Raw genomic sequence first — 20,669 nt, 5'->3', positions numbered from 1 at the left:
CGCAGACCCTTGAAAGGATTCAGGCCGAGGGCTTATGGCTCTTCGGCTTTGAGTTCCTTTTCCATTTTCTGCAATTCTTGAGTAAAAGCCTGATCCTGAACGGTGGCGCGTTTACGCCAGGGTTTGCGTTCCGGTTCGGGCTGAGCGGCGTAGGTGGTGACTTCCCCGCCGTAAACTTCCTTGTAACGTTGTTCCTGGCGCTCAAGTTCCGCGCGCAGTTCGTCTTTCGTCACAGTGCTACCTGATTGAGTTGAGTTAAATTCTGGTGAAACGCGCTGCATCAAATGTATTTGACCACGCTCGCCGAATGGACAAGGCCCGTAAAGGCATCATTTTTTACGGCATTGCGATCAAATACTTCCATGTTGCAGGCGGCCACGACACCAGAGATAAACAGCTGACGCAGCATCAGTTTCCTGTTTCAGCGAACACCTTGGCGAAGCATATGAAATGAGTGTCAGGTGTTTGCTGCGGGTAACGGCGATGGAACATCGCGCTACCGGGTGGCGGAATCGGCAATTAAAAACCGGTCACCACTGAATTTCATTATAGCGGTCGATTCGAAGAACACTATCGTCAAAGAGTTAAAAGTGGGTCTTGATGTGTGATTGTTTTGTTACTCGCAACTTTATACGGCTAACTAGGTCGTTCGGCGGCACGACGTTACAGTGATGCCTTTCTGACGCCATTAAGTCGAACAAGTTAGGACAATTACATCGACCCTTCTAGTCTGCGTCAGAGCCTATGTAAAAACAGATGCAAGCCCGTTCAATAATCGGCTGCTCCTGGTGGGCGTCGATTGCGATTATCGGTCGATGGTTCGATAATCGAACAGTCTTGGCTGCCCGGGGTTGTGTGAAGGACCGGCTGCCGCTTGTAATAGCCGCTGAACCGTGTGGGAAAAGGACCTTATATGAACGATCAAATGCGCAATTCCTTCGCTTCAGTGGCGCCGCCGATCGTTGCCTCGCCCGCCAAGCGGATCCAGGCACTGACCGGCGACCCGGATTTCATGACATCCCTGGCCCGTGGCCTGGCCGTGGTGCAAGCGTTTCAGGAGCGCAAACGTCACCTCACCATCGCTCAGATCAGTCACCGCACGGAAATTCCCCGCGCCGCTGTGCGACGTTGCCTGCACACACTGATCAAACTCGGCTACGCCACCACCGACGGCCGCACGTATTCGCTGCTGCCTAAAGTACTGACGCTTGGCCATGCGTATGTGTCGTCGACGCCGCTGGCGGTTTCTGCCCAGCCCTACCTGGACCGCATGAGCGAGCAACTTCATGAAGCCTGCAACATGGCCACTCTGGAAGGCGATGACATTTTGTACATCGCCCGTTCGGCCACCACCCAGCGACTGATTTCCGTCGACCTGTCGGTCGGTGGACGTCTGCCGGCCTATTGCACCTCGATGGGTAGGATTCTTCTCGCGGCGCTGGACGATACGTCACTACGCGAGTACCTCGACCATGCAGAGTTGCAAGCCAAGACCAGCCGAACCCTGCACACCCCCGAGGCGTTGCTCGAATGCCTGCAAGAGGTGCGGCAGCAAGGCTGGTGCATCGTCGATCAGGAACTGGAACAAGGTCTGCGCTCGATTGCCGTTCCGGTGTACGACGCTTCCGGCCAAGTGGTCGCGGCGCTAAACGTCAGTACCCACGCCGGCCGAGTCAGCCGCAATGAGCTGGAACAACGTTTCCTGCCTGGCCTTCTGAGCGCGAGTCGCGACCTCAGCGCGCAACTCTTTGCGTAAGCCATTCGCCTAAGCTGTTCGATAAACGCACAGAGTCGCGTTTATCGAATTGACGCTCTTTCCCCAAGATCACTAATGTCGCGGCAGCGCCAGCCTTGGCTGGCTACTCTCCGACTGCGTTCTTTGCGTGGAATAAAAATAATGAACCAGCCCCAGTCTGCTGTAGGAAACTGCCTCGACGTGCAGTCCTTCATCAATGCTCAACCCATTTCGCGCTACCAATGGCGAGTGGTGATCCTGTGTTTCCTGATTGTTTTCCTCGATGGCCTCGACACGGCGGCCATGGGTTTCATCGCGCCCGCCCTGTCTCAGGATTGGGGCATCGACCGCGCCAGTCTCGGCCCGGTGATGAGCGCGGCGCTGATCGGTATGGTCTTTGGCGCACTGGGTTCTGGCCCATTGGCTGACCGCTTCGGGCGAAAAATCGTACTGGTGGGCGCGGTGGCGTTGTTCGGCGCGTTCAGCCTGGCTTCGGCTTACAGCACCAACGTCGATCAACTGCTGGTGCTGCGTTTCCTCACTGGCCTGGGCCTTGGCGCCGGCATGCCGAACGCCACGACGCTGCTGTCCGAATACACCCCGGAGCGCAAGAAATCCCTGCTGGTGACCAGCATGTTCTGCGGCTTCAACCTCGGCATGGCGGGCGGCGGTTTCATTTCCGCCAAACTGATTCCGGCCTTTGGCTGGCACAGCCTGTTGCTGATCGGCGGGATTTTGCCGCTGATCCTCGCCGTCGTATTGCTGTTCTGGCTGCCGGAATCGGCGCGCTACCTCGTCGTCCGCAATCGCGGCACGGACAAAGTGCGCAAGACCCTGGCGCCCATCGATCCAACCGTCGTCGCTCAGGCCTCCAGCTTCAGCGTGCCGGAACAGAAAACCGTAAAGGCCCGCAACGTGTTCGCGGTGATCTTCTCCGGCACCTACAGCACCGGCACCTTGTTGCTGTGGCTGACCTATTTCATGGGGCTGGTGATCGTTTATCTGCTGACCAGTTGGCTGCCGACGCTGATGCGTGACAGTGGCGCGAGCATGGAGCAGGCGGCGTTCATTGGTGCGTTGTTCCAGTTTGGCGGGGTGTTGAGCGCGGTGGGCGTGGGCTGGGCGATGGACCGGTTCAATCCGCACAAGGTTATCGGCATTTTCTATCTACTCGCCGGGGTATTTGCCTACGCGGTAGGGCAGAGCCTGGGCAACATCACGCTATTGGCGACGTTGGTGCTGGTGGCCGGGATGTGCGTCAACGGCGCGCAATCGGCGATGCCTTCGCTGGCGGCGCGGTTTTATCCGACGCAGGGGCGGGCGACCGGGGTGTCGTGGATGCTCGGGATCGGCCGCTTCGGCGCGATTCTCGGTGCGTGGATGGGCGCAACGCTACTGGGCCTGGGCTGGAACTTCGAGCAGGTGCTGACAGCGCTGGTGATTCCAGCGGCATTGGCGACCACAGCGGTGGTGATCAAGGGCATGGTCAGTCATGCGGATGCGACCTGAGTCCAGGTTTCAGAATCTTCAGCGCGTTTGATGGCCTCTTCACGGGCAAGCCCGCTCCCACAGGGATTTATGTCGTTCACATAACCTGTGGGAGCGGGCTTGGTCCGGGCGGCGTTCCGACGATGCTTTTGGTATCGGTAGTAAGACAACAATGTGTTCGATAAACGAACACTCAGTCGATTATCGGATTGTTTGGCGTTTTTCAGGGGCTTACTCTTCAGTCATTCCGGCGCTGCGCATCGCGCCTTTTTCTTCCACTGTCGGTTCAAAACAAAACGGGAGCCTGCCCCATGGCTGAAATCCTTTCGCTGCACGACGCGGTGAAGCAATTCGTAAACGACGGCGATACGGTCGCGCTCGAAGGCTTCACTCACCTGATCCCTACGGCGGCGGGTCACGAAATCATTCGCCAGGGCAAGAAAGACCTGACCCTGGTGCGGATGACGCCTGACCTGATCTACGACCAATTGATCGGCGCCGGTTGTGCTCGCAAGCTGATTTTCTCCTGGGGCGGTAACCCGGGCGTCGGTTCGCTGCATCGCCTGCGTGACGCCGTCGAGAAGCAGTGGCCGCACGCGCTGGAAATCGAAGAGCACAGCCACGCCGACCTGGCCAACGCCTACGTCGCTGGCGCCTCCGGCCTACCGTTCGCGGTGCTGCGTGCCTACGCCGGCTCCGACTTGCCGAAGGTCAACCCGCTGATCAAAACGGTCACCTGCCCATTCACTGGTGAAGTCTTGGCGGCCGTGCCTTCGGTGCGCCCGGACATCACCGTGATTCACGCGCAGAAAGCCGACCGCAAAGGCAACGTGTTGCTGTGGGGCATTCTCGGCGTGCAGAAAGAAGCCGCACTGGCCGCCAAGCGCTGCATCGTCACCGTCGAGGAAATCGTCGACGACCTCAATGCACCGATGAACTCCTGCGTTCTGCCAACCTGGGCGTTGAGCGCGGTCTGCCATGTTCCCGGCGGTGCGCATCCGTCCTACGCACATGGCTACAACGAGCGTGATAACCGTTTCTACCAGGCTTGGGACCCGATTGCCCGCGACCGTGAAACCTTCACCGCGTGGATCAACGAGTACATCCACGGCTGCGCTGACTTCAGCGAGTTCCAGGCCAAACTGGCCGCTGCTTCGGAGGCCAAGTAATGACTTACACCACCAATGAAATGATGACCGTCGCCGCTGCCCGCCGTTTGAAAAACGGCTCGGTGTGTTTCGTCGGCATCGGCCTGCCGTCGAAAGCCGCCAACCTGGCGCGCCTGACTTCCTCGCCGGATGTAGTCCTTATCTATGAATCGGGTCCGATCGGTGCCAAGCCGAGCTTACTGCCGCTGTCGATCGGTGACGGTGAGCTGGCGGAAACCGCTGACACCGTCGTCCCGACCGGTGAGATTTTTCGCTACTGGTTGCAGGGCGGACGCATCGACGTCGGTTTCCTCGGCGCCGCGCAAGTCGACCGTTTCGGCAACATCAACACCACCGTGGTGGGCGACTACCACGCACCGAAAGTCCGCCTGCCGGGTGCCGGCGGTGCGCCGGAGATTGCTGGTTCGGCCAAAAGCGTGCTGATCATCCTCAAGCAGTCGGCGCGTTCCTTTGTCGACAAACTCGACTTCATTACCTCTGTCGGCCATGGCGAGGGCGGTGATTCGCGCAAACGCCTCGGCCTGCCGGGCGCCGGTCCGGTCGGCATCATCACTGACTTGTGCATCATGGAACCGGAAGCCGGTACCCATGAATTCGTGGTCACGGCGCTGCACCCAGGCGTGACCCGCGAGCAAGTCACCGCGGCTACCGGTTGGGCGATTCGTTTTGCCGAGACAGTTGAAAACACTGCCGAGCCGACCGAAGTCGAGCTCAAGGCACTGCGTGATCTGGAAGCCCGCACTGCCGCGGCCCACGGCCAAGCACCCGGAGAAGCCTGATGCGTGACGTTTATATCTGCGACGCAATTCGCACCCCCATCGGCCGTTTCGGCGGTGGCCTGTCGGCGGTTCGTGCCGACGACCTCGCCGCTGTGCCGATCAAGGCGCTGATGGAGCGCAACCCGTCGGTGGACTGGAACGCGGTAGACGAGGTGTTCCTCGGTTGCGCCAACCAGGCCGGCGAAGACAACCGCAACGTGGCGCGCATGGCGCTGTTGCTGGCGGGGCTGCCGGAAACCATTCCGGGCGTGACCCTCAATCGCCTCTGCGCCTCAGGTATGGATGCCATCGGCACTGCATTCCGCGCCATCGCCAGTGGCGAGATGGAGCTGGCGATTGCCGGCGGCGTCGAGTCGATGTCCCGCGCGCCGTTCGTGATGGGCAAGGCGGATGCGGCGTTCTCGCGCAACATGAAACTGGAAGACACCACCATCGGCTGGCGTTTCATCAACCCGTTGATGAAAGCCCAATACGGCGTGGATGCGATGCCGCAGACCGCCGACAACGTGGCTGACGATTACGAAGTGTCCCGCGCCGATCAGGACGCTTTTGCACTGCGCAGCCAGCAACGGACCGCCGCCGCGCAAGCCGCAGGATTTTTCGCCGAAGAAATTGTTGAAGTGCGCATTGCCCACAAAAAGGGCGAAACGGTCGTCAGCCAGGATGAACATCCTCGCGCCGACACCACCCTGGAAACCCTGGCCAAACTGAAACCGGTCAACGGTCCCGACAAAACCGTCACCGCCGGCAATGCTTCCGGGGTGAACGACGGTGCCGCGGCGTTGATTCTCGCCTCAGCCGAAGCCGTGAAAAAGCACGGTCTGACCGCCCGCGCCAAAGTGCTGGGCATGTCCAGCGCCGGTGTCGCACCGCGTGTAATGGGCATCGGCCCGGTGCCGGCGGTGCGCAAACTGACCGAGCGCCTCGGCCTGGCTGTCAGCGATTTCGATGTGATCGAACTCAACGAAGCGTTCGCCAGCCAAGGTTTGGCGGTGCTGCGGGAACTGGGGCTGGCGGACGACGCGGCTCAGGTCAACCCGAACGGTGGCGCCATTGCCTTGGGCCATCCGTTGGGCATGAGTGGCGCCCGCCTGGTGCTGACCGCGCTGCATCAGCTGGAAAAGACTGGCGGCAAGAAAGGTCTGGCGACCATGTGCGTCGGCGTGGGCCAGGGTCTGGCCTTGGCGATCGAACGGGTCTGACGTGCTGCGTCACTAATAAGAACTGAGGAATGCTTCATGACTGACAAGCCTGGTTACCGCCGCCCGCAAGAGGGCACCCAGCCGGAATACCTGCACCCGGCCTATCAATCCACCAACCTTCGCTCGCCGTCCAAGCCGTTGGTTTTTTTGCCCCATTCGTTGTCGGAAATTACCGGACCGACCATCGGCGCCGATCGTGTGCAGGAGAAGGACAACGACCTGACCGCCCAGCACAAGGGCGAGCCACTGGGTGAGCGCATCATCATTCACGGCCGCGTGCTGGATGAAGATGGTTTGCCGGTGCCGGGGATTCTGGTGGAGATCTGGCAAGCCAACGCTGCCGGTCGCTACAACCATGACCGTGACCTGCACGATGCGCCGCTGGACCCGAATTTCACCGGCACTGGCCGCACCGTGACCGACGCCGATGGCTGGTACCAGTTCCAGACCATCAAGCCCGGCGCCTACCCGTGGGGCAACCACCACAACGCGTGGCGCCCGGCGCACATCCATTTCTCACTGTTCGGGCCGAGCATTCTCACGCGCCTGGTCACGCAGATGTATTTCCCGGGCGATCCGTTGCTGGCCTATGACCCGATCTACAACTGCGTACCGGATACCAGCGCCAAAGAGCGTTTGATCGCCCGTTTCGATCTGGAAAAAACCATCCCTTCCTATGCCCTCGGTTATCGCTGGGACATCGTCTTGCGCGGCCGCGAAGCCACGCCGATGGAGAAATAAGATGACGCTGAACGCGACCACGTCCCACACCGTCGGGCCGTATTACCACATCGGTTTGACCTGGCTGAACCGCGAAGACCTGACCGTCGAACAAACCCTGGGCGAGCGCGTGGCGATCACCGGGCAAGTCATCGATGGCAAGGGCGACGTCGTCAACGACGCGATGCTGGAAGTCTGGCAAGCCAACGCCGCCGGCAAGTATGACCACGCCGAAGACGATCAGGACAAACCCCTGGACCCGAACTTCGAAGGGTTTGGCCGGGTGCCGGTGGATGCCGAAGGGCGCTTCCGCTTCACCACGATCAAGCCGGGCACGGTGGAAGGCCTGAAAGGCACGACCCAGGCGCCGCATCTGGTGGTGCTGGTGTTTGCTCGCGGCTTGGTGAAGCACTTGCTGACGCGGATTTACTTTGATGGCGAACCGGCCAACGTGGCGGACCCGCTGCTGGAATGTGTGCCGGCTGAACGCCGCAGCACGTTGTTGGCGAAGAAGGATGCGTCCGGTGTGTACCAGTGGAATGTGATCCTGCAGGGCACCGATGCCGAGACGGTGTTCTTCGACTACTGAAAACACCGTAAATCCCTGTAGGAGTGAGCCTGCTCGCGATGGCGGAGTGTCATTCAGCATTGATGGCACTGATACACCGCCATCGCGAGCAGGCTCACTCCTACAGGGGGGCAGCATTGCAATCTGTGGAACGGGGTTGTTGCAAAGTGTGTCTAGACTCTCACAGTCCCCATTGAGTAAAAAACAATGACAACTAACACCGCTACTACAGCGCACTACACCGGTGAAGAGCGCAGCAAAAGGATCTTCGCGATTGTCGGCGCCTCGTCCGGCAATCTCGTCGAATGGTTCGACTTCTATGTCTACGCCTTCTGCGCGATCTATTTCGCCCCTGCCTTTTTTCCGTCCGATAACCCGACTGTGCAACTGGTGAATACGGCGGGCGTATTCGCCGCCGGGTTCCTGATGCGGCCCATCGGCGGCTGGATCTTCGGCCGGCTGGCGGACAAGCACGGGCGCAAGAATTCGATGCTGATCTCGATTCTGATGATGTGCTTCGGTTCGTTGCTCATCGCTTGCCTGCCGACCTATAAGGACATCGGCGTCTGGGCGCCGATCATGCTGCTGTTCGCCCGCTTGTTGCAGGGCCTGTCGGTGGGCGGTGAATACGGCACCACGGCGACCTACATGAGCGAAGTCGCCCTCAAGGGCCAGCGCGGTTTCTTCGCCTCGTTCCAGTACGTGACGCTGATCGGTGGGCAACTGCTGGCGGTGTCGCTGGTGGTGATCCTGCAACAGTTCCTCACAGAGGATGATTTGCGCGCCTATGGCTGGCGGATCCCGTTTGTCGTCGGTGCGGCGGCGGCGTTGATTTCGCTGTTCCTGCGCCGTTCGCTCAAGGAAACCACCAGCAAGGAAATGCGCGAAAACAAGGACGCCGGCAGCATCCGTGCGCTGTTCCGCGACCACAAGGCTGCGTTCATTACCGTGCTCGGTTACACCGCCGGTGGCTCGCTGATTTTCTACACGTTCACCACGTACATGCAGAAGTACCTGGTAAACACCGCCGGTATGCAGGCGAAGACTGCCAGCTACATCATGACCGGCGCACTGTTCCTTTATATGTGCATGCAGCCGCTGTTCGGCATGCTCGCGGACAAGATCGGCCGACGTAACTCGATGCTGTGGTTCGGCGCCCTCGGGACGTTGTTCACCGTACCGATCCTGCTGAGCCTGAAAAGCGTCAGCAGTCCGTTCCTGGCCTTCGTGCTGATTACCGTGGCACTGTCGATTGTCAGTTTTTACACCTCGATCAGTGGCCTGGTAAAAGCCGAAATGTTCCCCCCGGAAGTGCGCGCATTGGGCGTCGGCCTGGCGTATGCGGTGGCGAATGCCATCTTCGGTGGTTCGGCGGAATATGTGGCTCTGAGCCTCAAGGCCGGGGGCATGGAAAACTCCTTCTACTGGTACGTCACGGTGATGATGGCGGTGGCGTTCCTGTTCAGCCTGCGCTTGCCGAAACAGGCGAAGTATTTAGAAAACGACCTTTGATCTTTACCCGTGGGCCTGACCGGCCCACGCCTCCAGGGACTGTTTATGAACGAGCGACCGGGCAATCAATTGTTCGATGCCTATTTCACTGCCCGCGACATGCGTGAAGTGTTCTGCGATCAGGGTCGGGTTCAAGCGATGCTTGATTTCGAAGCGGCACTGGCCCGGGCCGAAGCGCGAGTCGGGCTGATTCCGCAAACGGCAGTCGCACCGATTGAAGCAGCTTGTCAGGCCGGGCATTACGAATTCGCCGCCCTCGGCGAGGCGATTGCCACGGCGGGCAATTCGGCGATTCCGTTGGTCAAGGCGCTGGGTAAACAGATCGCGGCCAACCATCCCGAAGCCGAGCGCTATGTGCATCTGGGCGCGACCAGCCAGGACGTGATGGACAGCGGTCTGGTGTTGCAACTGCGCCGGGCACTGGAGCTGATCGAAAACGATCTGGCGCAATTGGGCGAAACGCTGGCGACCCAAGCGGTGCGTTACGTCGCGACACCGCTGGCTGGGCGCACCTGGTTGCAGCACGCGACGCCTGTCACCCTCGGCATGAAAATCGCCGGTTGGTTGGGCGCCGTCACTCGCAGCCGTCAGCGTCTGCGGGAACTCAAACCGCGATTGCTGGTGCTGCAATTCGGCGGCGCCTCCGGAACCCTCGCGGCCCTCGGCGAGCAGGCGATGCCGATTGCCCAAGCGCTGGCTGAAGAATTGAAACTGACACTGCCCGATCAACCTTGGCACACCCAGCGAGATCGCTTGGTGGAGTTCGGCTCGGTACTGGGATTGATCGCCGGCAGCCTCGGCAAACTCGGCCGCGACATCAGCCTGTTGATGCAGACCGAAGCGGGGGAGGTGTTTGAACCCTCGGCACCGGGCAAGGGCGGCTCTTCGACCATGCCGCACAAACGCAACCCGGTGGGCGCGGCGGTGCTGATCGGCGCGGCAACTCGCGTACCCGGTTTGCTCTCGACCCTGTTCAGCGCCATGCCTCAAGAACACGAGCGCAGCCTGGGCCTGTGGCATGCCGAGTGGGAAACCCTGCCGGAGATTTGCTGCCTGGTGTCCGGCAGCCTGAAGCAGGCGCGGCTGGTAGCGGACGGACTGGAAGTGGACGCCGAGCGCATGGCCCGCAACCTCGATCTGACTCAAGGGCTGGTGCTCGCCGAAGCGGTGAGCATCGTCCTCGCCCAACGCGTGGGGCGCGACACTGCGCACCATTTGCTGGAGCAATGCTGCAAGCGTGCAGTGGCTGAACAACGCCATCTGCGATCGGTACTCGGCGACGAGCCGCAAGTGACCGCCGAACTGTCGGATGCTGAACTCGATCATCTGCTGGACCCCGCCCATTACCTCGGTCAGGCCCATACCTGGGTCGAGCGAGCGGTGGCTGAACATTCTGCGTTGACTGCCTGAAGGAGATTGCTGTGGCTTTCGTACAACTCGCCGAGGGCGAACTGCACTACCAAATTCAAGGGCCGCAACTCGATGGCCCGGACGATGCGCCGGTACTGGTGCTGTCCAACTCGCTGGGCACCGACCTGCACATGTGGGACGCGCAAGTTGCGGCGTTCTCCGAGCATTTCCGCGTGCTGCGTTTTGACACCCGGGGCCATGGCAAATCGTTGGTCACGCCGGGGCCGTACACCATCGAGCAACTGGGCCATGACGTGCTGGCGTTGCTGGATGCGTTGCACATCGAACGCGCGCATTTCTGCGGTCTGTCCATGGGCGGCTTGATTGGCCAGTGGCTGGGGATCAACGCGGGTGATCGCCTGAACAAACTGGTGGTGTGCAACACCGCAGCGAAAATCGGTGATCCGTCGGTGTGGAACCCACGCATTGAAACCGTGCTGCGTGACGGTCCGGCCGCCATGGTCGCCTTGCGCGATGCGTCGATTGCGCGCTGGTTCACCGCGGATTTTGCTGAAGCCAATCCTGCTGCCGCGAAAAAGATTACTGACATGCTGGCCGCCACCTCGCCTGAAGGGTATGCCGCGAACTGTGCCGCCGTGCGCGATGCCGATTTCCGCGATCAGTTGTCCTCGATCAAGGTGCCGCTGCTGGTCATCGCCGGCACCGAAGACGCGGTCACGCCGCCGTCCGGCGGGCACTTCATTCAGGAAAACGTGCAAGGCGCCGAGTACGCCGAGTTCTATGCGGCGCACCTGTCCAACGTTCAGGCCGGTGCTGCGTTCAGCGAGCGCGTGTTGGCGTTTTTGTCAGCTCATTGAGGGGATTGTTGTGGACGAGAAACAACGTTACGACGAAGGCCTGAAAGTGCGCCGTGCCGTACTCGGCGACGCCCATGTCGATCGTAGCCTGAACGCGTTGACCGAGTTCAACTCGGAGTTTCAGGAGATGATCACCCGTCACGCCTGGGGCGACATCTGGACCCGTCCGGGCTTGCCGCGTCATACCCGCAGCCTGATCACCATGGCCATGCTGATCGGCATGAACCGCAACGAAGAACTCAAACTGCACCTGCGCGCCGCCGCCAACAACGGCGTGACCCGCGGCGAGATCAAGGAAGTGATCATGCAGAGCGCGATCTACTGCGGCATTCCGGCAGCGAATGCGACATTCCATCTCGCAGAGTCGGTGTGGGATGAGCTTGGGGTTGAATCGCGGGAGTAGAGAGTAAAGGCTTCAAAAAAGATCGCAGCCTGCCGCTGACTGCGATCTTTTGATCTTCAAACCGTCGCCACGATGAATATCCGCTTGAACGGAAACAACGTGTGCCCGTCGCTCTCCGGCGGGTAATGCGCATGCACGCGCATCAGGTAGTGGTAGATGAACCGCGCCTGCTCATCATCCTTCAGCCCCTGCATCACCGGCCTTAGCGCCGAGACTTTGACCCAGTCATAGATCGGCGACTTGCCGTCGACAACCTGTAGCTGTTCGGTCTCCCAGATATCCAGTGTCCGGGTGATCGGTGAGAGCAACCGGTAGTAACTTTCCAACGACAACAACGGCCGTGCAGCCATGGCCTCGCGCAACTGCGGGGTGCCGAGTGGTTTGCCACCGGGGCCGGCCTCTTCAAGGGTGTCGAGCATCAGTTGATACCACAGCGCATCCCGCCAGTCGGGCATGTGCGCGGCCAGGCATCCACCCGGATTGAGCTGGCCGAGCAGTCGCGGCAATAACTGTTCGTGACCACTGACGAAGTGCAGTACGGCGGCGGCGAACAGCAGGTCCGCCGGTTGTTCGGGTTGCCAGTCGAGTAGATCGCACTGTTTCCACAACGCCTTGATCGGCAGGCAACGAGCCTCGTCCAGCATTTGCCCGGAACTGTCGATGCCCTGCAACTGCGCTCGAGGCCAACGCTTGGCCAACAGTTGCGTGGCGATGCCGGTGCCGCAGCCCAGGTCGTAGATGCGTTTGGGCTGTTTGAGTTCGACACGGTCGAGCAATTCATTGACCGGTCGTTGCCTGAGGCGGGAAAACTGCTGGTACGCCTTGGCGTCCCAGTCGGCGCAGGCTTTCCCTGCCGATTCAAGTTTGACGCTCATGAGGTGATCCTCTCTGGCGGTTACAGTTGTCTTCCGATGACGTTCAGTGTTTTCAGGACAACCGCCAGGCCCTTGCGCGTGTCCGGGTCGTTCAGCAGTTTGATCAACGCATAGGCTCCCGGCGGCTCGGGGGCGGCGGCGACCTCAGCCTTGGCCAGGCGCACGGCATTACTGACTGTCCAGGTGGCCGCCGTCGCGTTTTCGAACAGCCGCGCCAGTTTTTCCACCATCGCTGCGTCCAGCAGGTCGGTCATGTCCGAGACCAGCGATAGCACATCGACAATGTTGTCCAGCCGACCGCCGTCGATCAGCGGCTGAATTTTCGCCATCAAGGCGGTGAGCCCCGGCGTCACTGGCAGTCCGGCAGCGCTGGTCGCCAGCGTTTCTTCTGATAGGTTCGTCATTGTTTACGCCTCCCTGGGCAGATCAAAGCATTCCACGGGCAACCGCCCAGTACAGGCCACGATTGAAGCCATTTCTCAGCAGGCCGCCGAGTTTGGTCGGCGGTGTTGGCAGGACGTCATGGGCGTAGTCGTACCACAGCGGCATACCGGCGTTGAGCCCCATCTGCGCCACGGCCTGAACCCTTCCGTCGTAGACGCTGTGGGGCGCACCGAGGCGAATCTCGGCGGCAATGTTGTTGGCGATGACCGGCGCCTGGTTATGACAGGCACCCCCGGCCTTACTCACCGGCAGGTCGACGGTGTCGCCAATCACGTAGACGTGTTCCAGACCGTAGACCTGCAGGGTCTCGTGGTGGGTCGGCAACCAACCTTCGTTGTTGGGCGCATGAGACGCTCCGGACTCCAGCACCGCATCGACGGCGCGGATCGGCGGTGTCGCCATCAGGATGTCGAAGGGTTGCTCTTCGCCTTCTTCGGAGTAAGCGATTTTTCGCTCGGGATCGACACGGCTGAGGGTGAAGCCGCGTTGGAAGCGGATGTTCTTCTGCTCGAAAATGCCGGGCAGAATGTCCCCGGTGGGGCGTTGCAGGAACAGGCAGTTACGCAGCAACTGAGCCGTGGTCGGGTAGGTGTAGACGATTTCCACCTGGTCCCGTACGCCCCGACGACGCAGGAAGTCGTCGAGCATCAACGTCGTTTCTACCGGCGCAATGCCGCATTGGTGCGGCACGTTGGGTGTCTGCGGGAAAGACACCGTGATGAAGATCCGGCCTTTTTTGATCGTGTTCAGTCGTTCTGCCAACTGCCGGGCGGGCTGATATTGGTAGAAGTGGTCACCGGCTTCTTTCAAGCCTTCGATGCGCTCCGGCGCGGGCACGCAACCGGTGGCAATGACCAGAAAGTCATAGCCATAACGCTTGCCGCTACGGGTTTTCAGGCATTGTCCGGGGAAATCGAAACGCGTGACTTCTTCGACGTAAAAGCTGATTTCCGGGCGCAACAGTGAACGTTCCGGGCGCTTGAGTTCTTCTTCAAAGAACTGATTGAACGCCACGTACATGAACGCAGGTTTGTAGTAGTGATCGGGGGAATTGGACAGTAGTGCAATCGAGACTTCGCCGCGCAGGATTTCTGGATACAGCTTGCTGGCCAGTTGATTGGCCAACATGGTTCCACCTACGCCGCCACCGACGATAACTATTCGCTTGCTCATACCTGACCTCCGTGGTCATGGCAGCTTCGCGTACAGCATCCGGAGATAACGGAAGAAAAAAGGGGCTCCTACATCAGGATGGAGAATTAAACACGCTTCCTGACTGTATCTGTGAACACACAAAGCGCTAGTTTCGGCCGACCGGTGGTTACAGGCAGGCGACCGCCTTAATCCTGCGGTCGCTGCCTGAACGCGGTTATAGCAAGCTGATCGGATAGCTGACGATCAACCGGTTCTCATCGAACTCGTTGTTGCTGAAGTCACGGCGAATGGTCGAGTTACGCCATTTGACGTTGAGGTTTTTGAGCGCACCGCTCTGCACGGTGTACCCCAATTCGCTTTCGCGGCCCCATTCCTTGCCGTCGGTGATGGTGCCGGTGTGGACGTTGTCGCCGCTGATGTAGCGGTTCATCAGGGTCAGGCCGGGAATGCCGAGGGCGACGAAGTTGTAGTCATGCCGTACCTGCCAGGATTTTTCCTGAGCGTTGTCATAACTGGCGTTGTAACTGTCGTTGGCCAGGGTGCCGCCGCTGGTGCCGTTGACCCGCATCCAGGCGTTGTCGCCGGTGAGTTTTTGCAGGCCGACGTAGAAGGTGTTGCCGCCGTATTTGGCCGAGAACAGGCCCGACCAGGTCTTGTTGTCCAGCTCGCCGGCCCGGGCGCTGCCGTCATCCTTGCCATAGAAGAAACCAAGGTTGGCGCCCAGGGTCCAGTCGCCGATGGGCTGGCTGTGGATCAGATTCACGTACTGCTGGCTGTAGATGTCCTTGAGTTCGGCGTTCCACACACCGATCTGGGTGCGCTTCTCGTTGAAGACGTATTCGCCCCCCTGGAAGTTGAAGCGGTCGGAGGTAAACGCCGGTTTTCCGGTCATCGACATGTCGTTCATGCTGCTGTCGTCGCGCGGACTGTTGGCGCGGAACTGACCGCCGTAGAGCGTCAGGCCGTCGATTTCCTTCGAGGTGATCTGGCCGCCACGGAAGGTTTGCGGCAGGGAACGACCGTCGTCCGAGCGCAGGATCGGCAGCACCGGCATCCATTCGCCCACCTTCACTTCGGTCTGCGACAGCTTGGCCTTCAACGCCACGTTGGTGCGACCGAAGTTGTCCGCCGGCCGACCGTCGTGATCCAGCGGCAACAACTGCGTACCGCCTGTGCCTTTACCGCCGTCGAGCTTCACCGAGTACAGCCCCAGCACATCCATGCCGAACCCGACGGTGCCCTGGGTGAACCCGGACTTGGCGTCGAGGATGAAGCTTTGTGTCCACTCTTCTGCCTTGCCCTGGGCTTTGGTCGGGTTGGTGAAGTTGCGGTTGATGTAGAAGTTGCGCAGGTTCAGGTTGACCTTGGCACCTTCGACAAAGCCTGACTCCTCGGCCAAGGCAGGCAGAGCCGTACTGGCCAGTGCAATGGCGATGAGGCTGGGGAACCAGTATTGAGTAGTGGAAGGTGTCATGTGGTCGGGTCTCTCTAATTTTTAGGCGTGAAACGGGGCGCTGCCGCAACCTGGGGTTGCAGACAAAAAATTTGATATCAGGGAAAAAACGAACGGGATCAGCCGGACAGGGCAGGGCGCGGGGACATGGTGTCGAACCTGTTGTTATTGGTCTTGTGCGACGAATGGTGCGGGGAATGGACCGGATGGTTCAATCGGGAAAAGCGGGTTCTGGGCGATTATCGAACAGCAAAAGCACTTATTCAGCGCAACAAAAAGCCCACCAAAAGGTGGGCTTCTTGTTTTACAGCGCTATCAGAACAACTTCAGCTTCGGTGCTTCTTCTTTCAACGGCTCGTTCTTCGCGGTCTGCTCGTTCCAGCCACCGCCCAGTGCCTTGTACAGATTGACGGCACTGACCAGTTGCGCCAGACGGTCGGTGATCAGTACCTGTTCCGCACTGAACAGCTGGCGCTGGGCATCGAGGAAGGTCAGGTTGCTGTCGACACCAATGCGGTAACGACGCTCGGCCAGACGGTAGTAGTCCTGGTTCGCGGTGACGAAATCACGCTGGGCCTGCAACTGATCGGTGTAGGTCTGGCGGGCGGCCAGGCCGTCGGCGACTTCCTGGAAGGCCGTTTGAATGGACTTCTCGTAGTTCGCCACGCCGATGTCTTTCTGGATTTTTGAATAATCCAGGCTGGCGCGCAGGCTGCCGGCGTTGAAGATCGGCAAGTTGATCTGCGGCTGGAACAGCCAGGTGCCCGAACCGCCCTTGAACAGACCGGACAGGTCCGGGCTCAGGGTCCCGGCGTTGGCCGTCAGGCTGATGCTCGGGAAGAACGCCGCCCGTGCCGCGCCGATGTTGGCGTTGGCGGCTTTCAGGTTGTATTCGGCCTGAAGGATGTCCGGACGGCGTTGCAGCAAGTCCGATGGCAGACCGGCCGGCACTTCGCTCAGCAGGTCGTCAGCCAATGGCTTGGCCGCTTGCAGATTGGCCGGGACGCCAGTGCCGAGCAGCAGCACCAGGCTGTTTTCATCCTGGGCGACTTGACGGGTGTACTTGGCCATTTGTGCGCGGGCGTTTTCCACCGAGGTACGCGACTGGGCCAGGTCCAGCGCCGAGGCTACACCCACTTCGTTGCTGCGGGCGGTGAGCTTGTAGCTCTCCTCGAACGCACCGAGGGTGTCCTGGGTCAGTTTCAGCAGTTCCTTGTCGGCCTGCCAGGTCAGGTAGGCGTTGGCCACACTGGCCACCAGGCTGATCTGGGTGCTGCGGCGCGCTTCTTCGGTGGCGAAGTACTTCTGCAGCGCTTCTTCGCTCAGGCTGCGAACCCGACCGAACAGGTCGAGCTCATAGGCGCTGATACCGACCGTGGCCGAGTAGGAACTGGTGATATCCGCTTCGCCGGTCTGCGAGGCCCTAGCCGGGACCCGCTGACGGCTGCCGGTGCCGTTGGCCGACACGGCCGGGAACAGATCGGCACGCTGAATGCGGTATTGAGCCGCGAAGGCGTCGATGTTCAGCGCCGCGACACGCAGATCACGGTTGTTTTCCAGGGCGACCTGAATCAGCTGTTGCAGCGCCGGGTCATGGAAAAACTGCTTCCAGCCCTGTTCAGCGGCAGCCTGGGCAGGCGCCTGGGCCGACGAATACGCCGGACCTTGCGGGTACTGGCCCGCCACCGGTGCTTCAGGCTGCTGATAATCGGGAATCAGCGAGCAGCCGCCGAGCACGAAGGCGGCAACAGCCAGGGAGAGTAGCGACTTACTCATTAGCCAGCCTCTTTAGAAGGTTCAATAGCGTCGTCCTGGTCAGCGGTTTTGCGCTGCCCCATGGCCGACACGGTGACGAAAAACAGTGGGACCCAGAAGATCGCCAGGATCGTGGCCGTGAGCATACCGCCAATCACCCCGGTACCGATCGCATGTTGGCTACCCGAGCCTGCACCCGTGGAAATTGCCAGTGGTACCACACCGAGGACGAAAGCGAGCGACGTCATGATGATCGGTCGCAAGCGCATCCGGCAGGCTTCGACCGCGGCATCACGCAGGCTACGCCCTTGTTCATGCAGTTCCTTGGCAAATTCGACAATCAAAATGGCGTTTTTCGCCGCCAGACCAATGGTCGTCAACAGGCCCACCTGGAAATACACGTCGTTGGACAGACCGCGCAGGCTGGTCGCCATCAGCGCACCGATGATCCCCAGCGGTACCACCAACATCACCGCGATCGGGATCGACCAGCTTTCGTACAGCGCCGCCAGACACAGGAACACCATCAGCAGCGACAGGGCGTACAACGCTGGCGCTTGCGAACCGGACAATCGTTCCTCGTATGACAGACCGGTCCAGGAAATACCGACACCGGCCGGCAGTTTCTTGGCCAGGGCTTCGACTTCGAGCATGGCTTCACCGGTGGAATAACCGGGTGCCGGGGCACCGAGGATTTCCATTGCTTCTACGCCGTTGTAACGCGACAGCTTCGGTGCACCGTAAATCCACTCACCCTTGGCGAACGCCGAGAACGGAACCATGGTGCCGGCCTTGTTGCGCACATACCATTTCTTCACGTCTTCAGGACTCATGCGCGCGCCCGGCTGGCCTTGCACATACACCTTCTTCACCCGACCGCGGTCGATGAAGTCGTTGACATAGCTACTGCCCAAGGCGATCGACAGGGTGTTGTTGATGTCGGTGAGGGTGATGCCCAGGGCACTGGCCTTCTCGTCATCGATTTCCAGCTGGTATTGCGGTTCGTCGTTCAGACCGTTCGGGCGGACCTGCGACAGCACCTTGCTCTGCGCCGCCATGCCCAAGAACTGGTTGCGAGCAGCCATCAGCTTGTCGTGACCGATACCGGCACGGTCTTGCAGGAACACGTCGAAACCGGTGGCGTTACCCAGCTCCAGCACCGCGGGCGGTGCGAACGCAAACACCATGGCGTCACGGAAGGTGAAGAAATGCTGTTGGGCCCGGGCCGCGACTTTGAACACGCTGTTGTCGGCGTTACGTTCGTCCCACGGTCGGAGCATGATGAACGCCATACCCGAGCTTTGGCCACGGCCGGCGAAGTTGAAGCCGGTCACGGTAAACACCGAGGCCACCGCGTCGCCTTCACCGCCGTCCTTGCTCGGACGCAGCAGGAATTCACGCATGTCATCCACGACCACTTGCGTGCGCTGGGCACTCGAGCCGGCCGGGGTTTGCACCTGAGCAAACAATACGCCCTGGTCTTCTTCCGGCAGGAACGCCGTTGGGATGCGGGTGAACAGCCAGATCATGCCGACCAGGATGATGAGGTAGGCCAGCAAGTACGGGGCCTTGTTCGCGAGCATGTTGCCCACGCCACGCTCGTAGCTTTTGACGCCACGGTCGAAATTGCGGTTGAACCAGCCGAAGAAGCCGCGTTTCGGCGCGCCGTGCTCGCCTTTCGGAATCGCCTTGAGCATGGTTGCGCAGAGCGCCGGGGTGAAGATCAGCGCGACCAGTACCGACAGGGCCATGGCCGAGACGATGGTGATCGAGAACTGCTTGTAGATCACACCGGTGGAACCGCTGAAGAACGCCATCGGCAGCAGTACCGCCGAGAGCACCAGGGCGATACCGACCAATGCACCCTGGATCTGCCCCATGGATTTCTTGGTGGCCTCCTTGGGTGACAGGCCTTCTTCGCTCATGACCCGTTCGACGTTTTCCACCACGACGATGGCGTCGTCCACCAGCAAGCCGATGGCCAATACCATGCCGAACATGGTCAGGGTGTTGATGCTGAAACCGAACGCCGCGAGGATCCCGAAGGTACCCAGCAATACGACTGGCACGGTCATCGTGGTGATGACGGTGGCGCGGAAGTTTTGCAGGAACAGGAACATCACCAGGAACACCAGCACGATCGCTTCGACCAGGGTTTCAACCACACCCTTGATCGACTCGGTCACCACTGGCGTGGTGTCGTACGGGAACACCACTTCCATCCCTTCCGGGAAGAACGGCTTGAGGGTTTCGATGGTCTTGCGCAGGGCTTTTGCAGTGTCGAGGGCGTTGGCACCGTTGGCCAGTTTCACCGCCAGACCGGAGGCCGGGCTGCCGTTGAACTGGGCGCTGATCGAGTAGTTTTCACCGCCCAGACCGACATCCGCCACATCGCCGACACGCACTTGCGAGCCGTCCTTGTTGACCTTGAGCAGAATCGCCTTGAACTGCTCAGCAGTCTGCAGGCGGGTCTTGCCGATGATCGTCGCGTTCAGCTGTTGGCCGGCGACAGCAGGCAATCCACCGAGTTGGCCGGACGACACCTGGACGTTCTGTGCGGCGATGGCGGTTTTCACGTCCACCGGGGTCAGGTTGAAGTTATTCAACTTGGCCGGGTCGAGCCAGATCCGCATCGCGTACTGCGCACCGAAGACCTGGAAGTCACCGACACCGGCGGTCCGCGAGATCGGGTCCTGCATGTTCGAAACGATGTAGTTGGACAGGTCGTCCTTGGTCATGCTGCCGTCGCGCGACACCACGCCGATCACCATCAGGAAGTTTTTCACTGCCTTGGTCACGCGGATACCCTGTTGCTGCACTTCTTGCGGCAGCAGCGGGGTGGCCAGGTTCAGCTTGTTCTGGACCTGAACCTGCGCGGTATCGGAGTTGGTGCCCTGCTCGAAGGTCGCGGTAATGGTCATGCTGCCGTCGGAGTTACTTTCCGACGAGACATAACGCAGGTTATCGATACCGTTGAGCTGTTGCTCGATCACCTGAACCACGGTGTCCTGCACGGTTTGTGCGGACGCGCCCGGGTAGGTCACCTGGATCGCGATGGCCGGAGGCGCAATGCTCGGGTATTGGTTGATCGGGAGTTTGAGGATCGATAGTGCCCCGACCAGCATGATGACCAGGGCAATTACCCAGGCAAAAATCGGACGGTCGATAAAAAATCTGGACATG

General features: G+C 60.3%; 19 protein-coding genes. 11 read left to right on the top strand and 8 right to left on the bottom strand.

Translation table 11 applies throughout. From position 1 onward, the window contains the following. Positions 1-32: 32 nt before the first annotated feature. Both QF010_RS18485 and QF010_RS18480 read right to left on the bottom strand, forming a co-directional pair. Complete coding sequence (locus QF010_RS18485; protein ID WP_007935837.1) at positions 33-233, bottom strand: hypothetical protein; 201 nt, start codon at positions 231-233, stop codon at positions 33-35. A 47-nt stretch (positions 234-280) separates the two neighbouring features. Next, positions 281-409 (bottom strand): hypothetical protein, encoded by a 129-nt coding sequence (locus QF010_RS18480; RefSeq protein WP_269434509.1) that lies wholly within the window; start codon positions 407-409, stop codon positions 281-283. Positions 410-913: 504 nt separating this feature from the next. Between QF010_RS18480 and pcaR the strand changes: the two genes are divergently transcribed. The 11 genes from pcaR (at position 914) to pcaC (ending at position 11,804) form a co-directional block, all read left to right on the top strand. Next, complete coding sequence (pcaR, locus tag QF010_RS18475; RefSeq protein WP_008147316.1) at positions 914-1,756, top strand: pca regulon transcriptional regulator PcaR; 843 nt, start codon at positions 914-916, stop codon at positions 1,754-1,756. A 141-nt stretch (positions 1,757-1,897) separates the two neighbouring features. Next, on the top strand, positions 1,898-3,244 hold the full coding sequence (gene pcaK / locus QF010_RS18470; protein ID WP_033060952.1) for a 4-hydroxybenzoate transporter PcaK: 1,347 nt from the start codon (positions 1,898-1,900) through the stop codon (positions 3,242-3,244). A gap of 290 nt (positions 3,245-3,534) precedes the next feature. After that, positions 3,535-4,392, top strand: coding sequence for a CoA transferase subunit A (locus QF010_RS18465; protein WP_007947285.1), 858 nt, complete (start codon positions 3,535-3,537; stop codon positions 4,390-4,392). Beyond that, positions 4,392-5,171, top strand: a complete 780-nt coding sequence (locus tag QF010_RS18460) for a CoA-transferase subunit beta (protein WP_429533642.1) — start codon at positions 4,392-4,394, stop codon at positions 5,169-5,171. The genes QF010_RS18465 and QF010_RS18460 overlap by 1 nt, the downstream gene beginning before the upstream one ends. Next, on the top strand, positions 5,168-6,373 hold the full coding sequence (gene pcaF, locus QF010_RS18455) for a 3-oxoadipyl-CoA thiolase (RefSeq protein WP_197281778.1): 1,206 nt from the start codon (positions 5,168-5,170) through the stop codon (positions 6,371-6,373). The genes QF010_RS18460 and pcaF overlap by 4 nt, the downstream gene beginning before the upstream one ends. Positions 6,374-6,409: 36 nt before the next feature. Continuing rightward, positions 6,410-7,114: a protocatechuate 3,4-dioxygenase subunit beta gene (pcaH, locus tag QF010_RS18450; protein ID WP_429512081.1), complete on the top strand. Its 705-nt coding sequence runs from the start codon at positions 6,410-6,412 to the stop codon at positions 7,112-7,114. Between the two features lies 1 nt (position 7,115). Continuing rightward, positions 7,116-7,682, top strand: coding sequence for a protocatechuate 3,4-dioxygenase subunit alpha (pcaG, locus tag QF010_RS18445; RefSeq protein ID WP_429512083.1), 567 nt, complete (start codon positions 7,116-7,118; stop codon positions 7,680-7,682). Positions 7,683-7,868: 186 nt separating this feature from the next. Then, on the top strand, positions 7,869-9,173 hold the full coding sequence (locus QF010_RS18440) for an MFS family transporter (RefSeq protein WP_033060945.1): 1,305 nt from the start codon (positions 7,869-7,871) through the stop codon (positions 9,171-9,173). A 45-nt stretch (positions 9,174-9,218) separates the two neighbouring features. Continuing rightward, on the top strand, positions 9,219-10,583 hold the full coding sequence (locus tag QF010_RS18435; RefSeq protein ID WP_429533641.1) for a 3-carboxy-cis,cis-muconate cycloisomerase: 1,365 nt from the start codon (positions 9,219-9,221) through the stop codon (positions 10,581-10,583). Between the two features lie 11 nt (positions 10,584-10,594). Beyond that, positions 10,595-11,401, top strand: a complete 807-nt coding sequence (gene pcaD / locus QF010_RS18430; protein ID WP_429533640.1) for a 3-oxoadipate enol-lactonase — start codon at positions 10,595-10,597, stop codon at positions 11,399-11,401. A 10-nt stretch (positions 11,402-11,411) separates the two neighbouring features. After that, entirely contained in the window at positions 11,412-11,804 is a 393-nt protein-coding gene (gene pcaC, locus QF010_RS18425; RefSeq protein ID WP_033060940.1) for a 4-carboxymuconolactone decarboxylase, read from the top strand. 56 nt (positions 11,805-11,860) lie between these two features. Here pcaC and QF010_RS18420 read toward each other — a convergent pair whose 3' ends face one another. The 6 genes from QF010_RS18420 to emhB all read right to left on the bottom strand — a co-directional run bounded on the left by QF010_RS18420 (position 11,861) and on the right by emhB (position 20,668). Beyond that, the gene (locus QF010_RS18420) at positions 11,861-12,679 is read right to left on the bottom strand and encodes a methyltransferase domain-containing protein (protein ID WP_033060938.1); all 819 of its coding nucleotides are present in this window, start codon (positions 12,677-12,679) and stop codon (positions 11,861-11,863) included. 20 nt (positions 12,680-12,699) lie between these two features. Next, positions 12,700-13,083 carry a DUF1641 domain-containing protein gene (locus QF010_RS18415; protein ID WP_429533639.1) on the bottom strand — a complete coding sequence of 128 codons (384 nt, stop codon included), beginning with the start codon at positions 13,081-13,083 and terminating at the stop codon, positions 12,700-12,702. A 22-nt stretch (positions 13,084-13,105) separates the two neighbouring features. Continuing rightward, a complete protein-coding gene (locus tag QF010_RS18410) occupies positions 13,106-14,296 on the bottom strand; it encodes an NAD(P)/FAD-dependent oxidoreductase (RefSeq protein ID WP_429512091.1) in 1,191 nt (396 codons plus the stop codon). 196 nt (positions 14,297-14,492) lie between these two features. After that, the gene (locus QF010_RS18405) at positions 14,493-15,752 is read right to left on the bottom strand and encodes an OprD family porin (protein WP_429533638.1); all 1,260 of its coding nucleotides are present in this window, start codon (positions 15,750-15,752) and stop codon (positions 14,493-14,495) included. A gap of 294 nt (positions 15,753-16,046) precedes the next feature. Beyond that, positions 16,047-17,507 (bottom strand): efflux RND transporter outer membrane subunit EmhC, encoded by a 1,461-nt coding sequence (gene emhC, locus QF010_RS18400; protein ID WP_033060932.1) that lies wholly within the window; start codon positions 17,505-17,507, stop codon positions 16,047-16,049. After that, positions 17,507-20,668: an efflux RND transporter permease subunit EmhB gene (emhB, locus tag QF010_RS18395; RefSeq protein WP_429512095.1), complete on the bottom strand. Its 3,162-nt coding sequence runs from the start codon at positions 20,666-20,668 to the stop codon at positions 17,507-17,509. Before emhB ends, emhC begins: the two co-directional genes overlap by 1 nt. Position 20,669: the final 1 nt, after the last annotated feature.

It is taken from the genome of Pseudomonas silensiensis (genome assembly GCF_050434865.1).
GTDB classification, from domain to species: domain Bacteria; phylum Pseudomonadota; class Gammaproteobacteria; order Pseudomonadales; family Pseudomonadaceae; genus Aquipseudomonas; species Aquipseudomonas fluorescens_W.
The sequence above is the reverse complement of the archived record's forward strand: the minus strand, read 5'-3'. Positions and strand labels throughout refer to the sequence as shown.

Bases quoted from the DNA above. Each gene is read 5' to 3' on its own strand.
- QF010_RS18420 (WP_033060938.1), bottom strand. From the start codon at position 12,679: ATGAGCGTCAAACTTGAATCGGCAGGGAAAGCCTGCGCCGACTGGGAC.
- QF010_RS18405 (WP_429533638.1), bottom strand. From the start codon at position 15,752: ATGACACCTTCCACTACTCAATACTGGTTCCCCAGCCTCATCGCCATT.
- QF010_RS18460 (WP_429533642.1), top strand. From the start codon at position 4,392: ATGACTTACACCACCAATGAAATGATGACCGTCGCCGCTGCCCGCCGT.
- QF010_RS18440 (WP_033060945.1), top strand. From the start codon at position 7,869: ATGACAACTAACACCGCTACTACAGCGCACTACACCGGTGAAGAGCGC.
- pcaR (WP_008147316.1), top strand. From the start codon at position 914: ATGAACGATCAAATGCGCAATTCCTTCGCTTCAGTGGCGCCGCCGATC.
- QF010_RS18415 (WP_429533639.1), bottom strand. From the start codon at position 13,083: ATGACGAACCTATCAGAAGAAACGCTGGCGACCAGCGCTGCCGGACTG.
- QF010_RS18435 (WP_429533641.1), top strand. From the start codon at position 9,219: ATGAACGAGCGACCGGGCAATCAATTGTTCGATGCCTATTTCACTGCC.
- pcaH (WP_429512081.1), top strand. From the start codon at position 6,410: ATGACTGACAAGCCTGGTTACCGCCGCCCGCAAGAGGGCACCCAGCCG.
- QF010_RS18465 (WP_007947285.1), top strand. From the start codon at position 3,535: ATGGCTGAAATCCTTTCGCTGCACGACGCGGTGAAGCAATTCGTAAAC.
- emhB (WP_429512095.1), bottom strand. From the start codon at position 20,668: ATGTCCAGATTTTTTATCGACCGTCCGATTTTTGCCTGGGTAATTGCC.
- QF010_RS18480 (WP_269434509.1), bottom strand. From the start codon at position 409: ATGCTGCGTCAGCTGTTTATCTCTGGTGTCGTGGCCGCCTGCAACATG.
- pcaG (WP_429512083.1), top strand. From the start codon at position 7,116: ATGACGCTGAACGCGACCACGTCCCACACCGTCGGGCCGTATTACCAC.
- pcaK (WP_033060952.1), top strand. From the start codon at position 1,898: ATGAACCAGCCCCAGTCTGCTGTAGGAAACTGCCTCGACGTGCAGTCC.
- emhC (WP_033060932.1), bottom strand. From the start codon at position 17,507: ATGAGTAAGTCGCTACTCTCCCTGGCTGTTGCCGCCTTCGTGCTCGGC.
- QF010_RS18410 (WP_429512091.1), bottom strand. From the start codon at position 14,296: ATGAGCAAGCGAATAGTTATCGTCGGTGGCGGCGTAGGTGGAACCATG.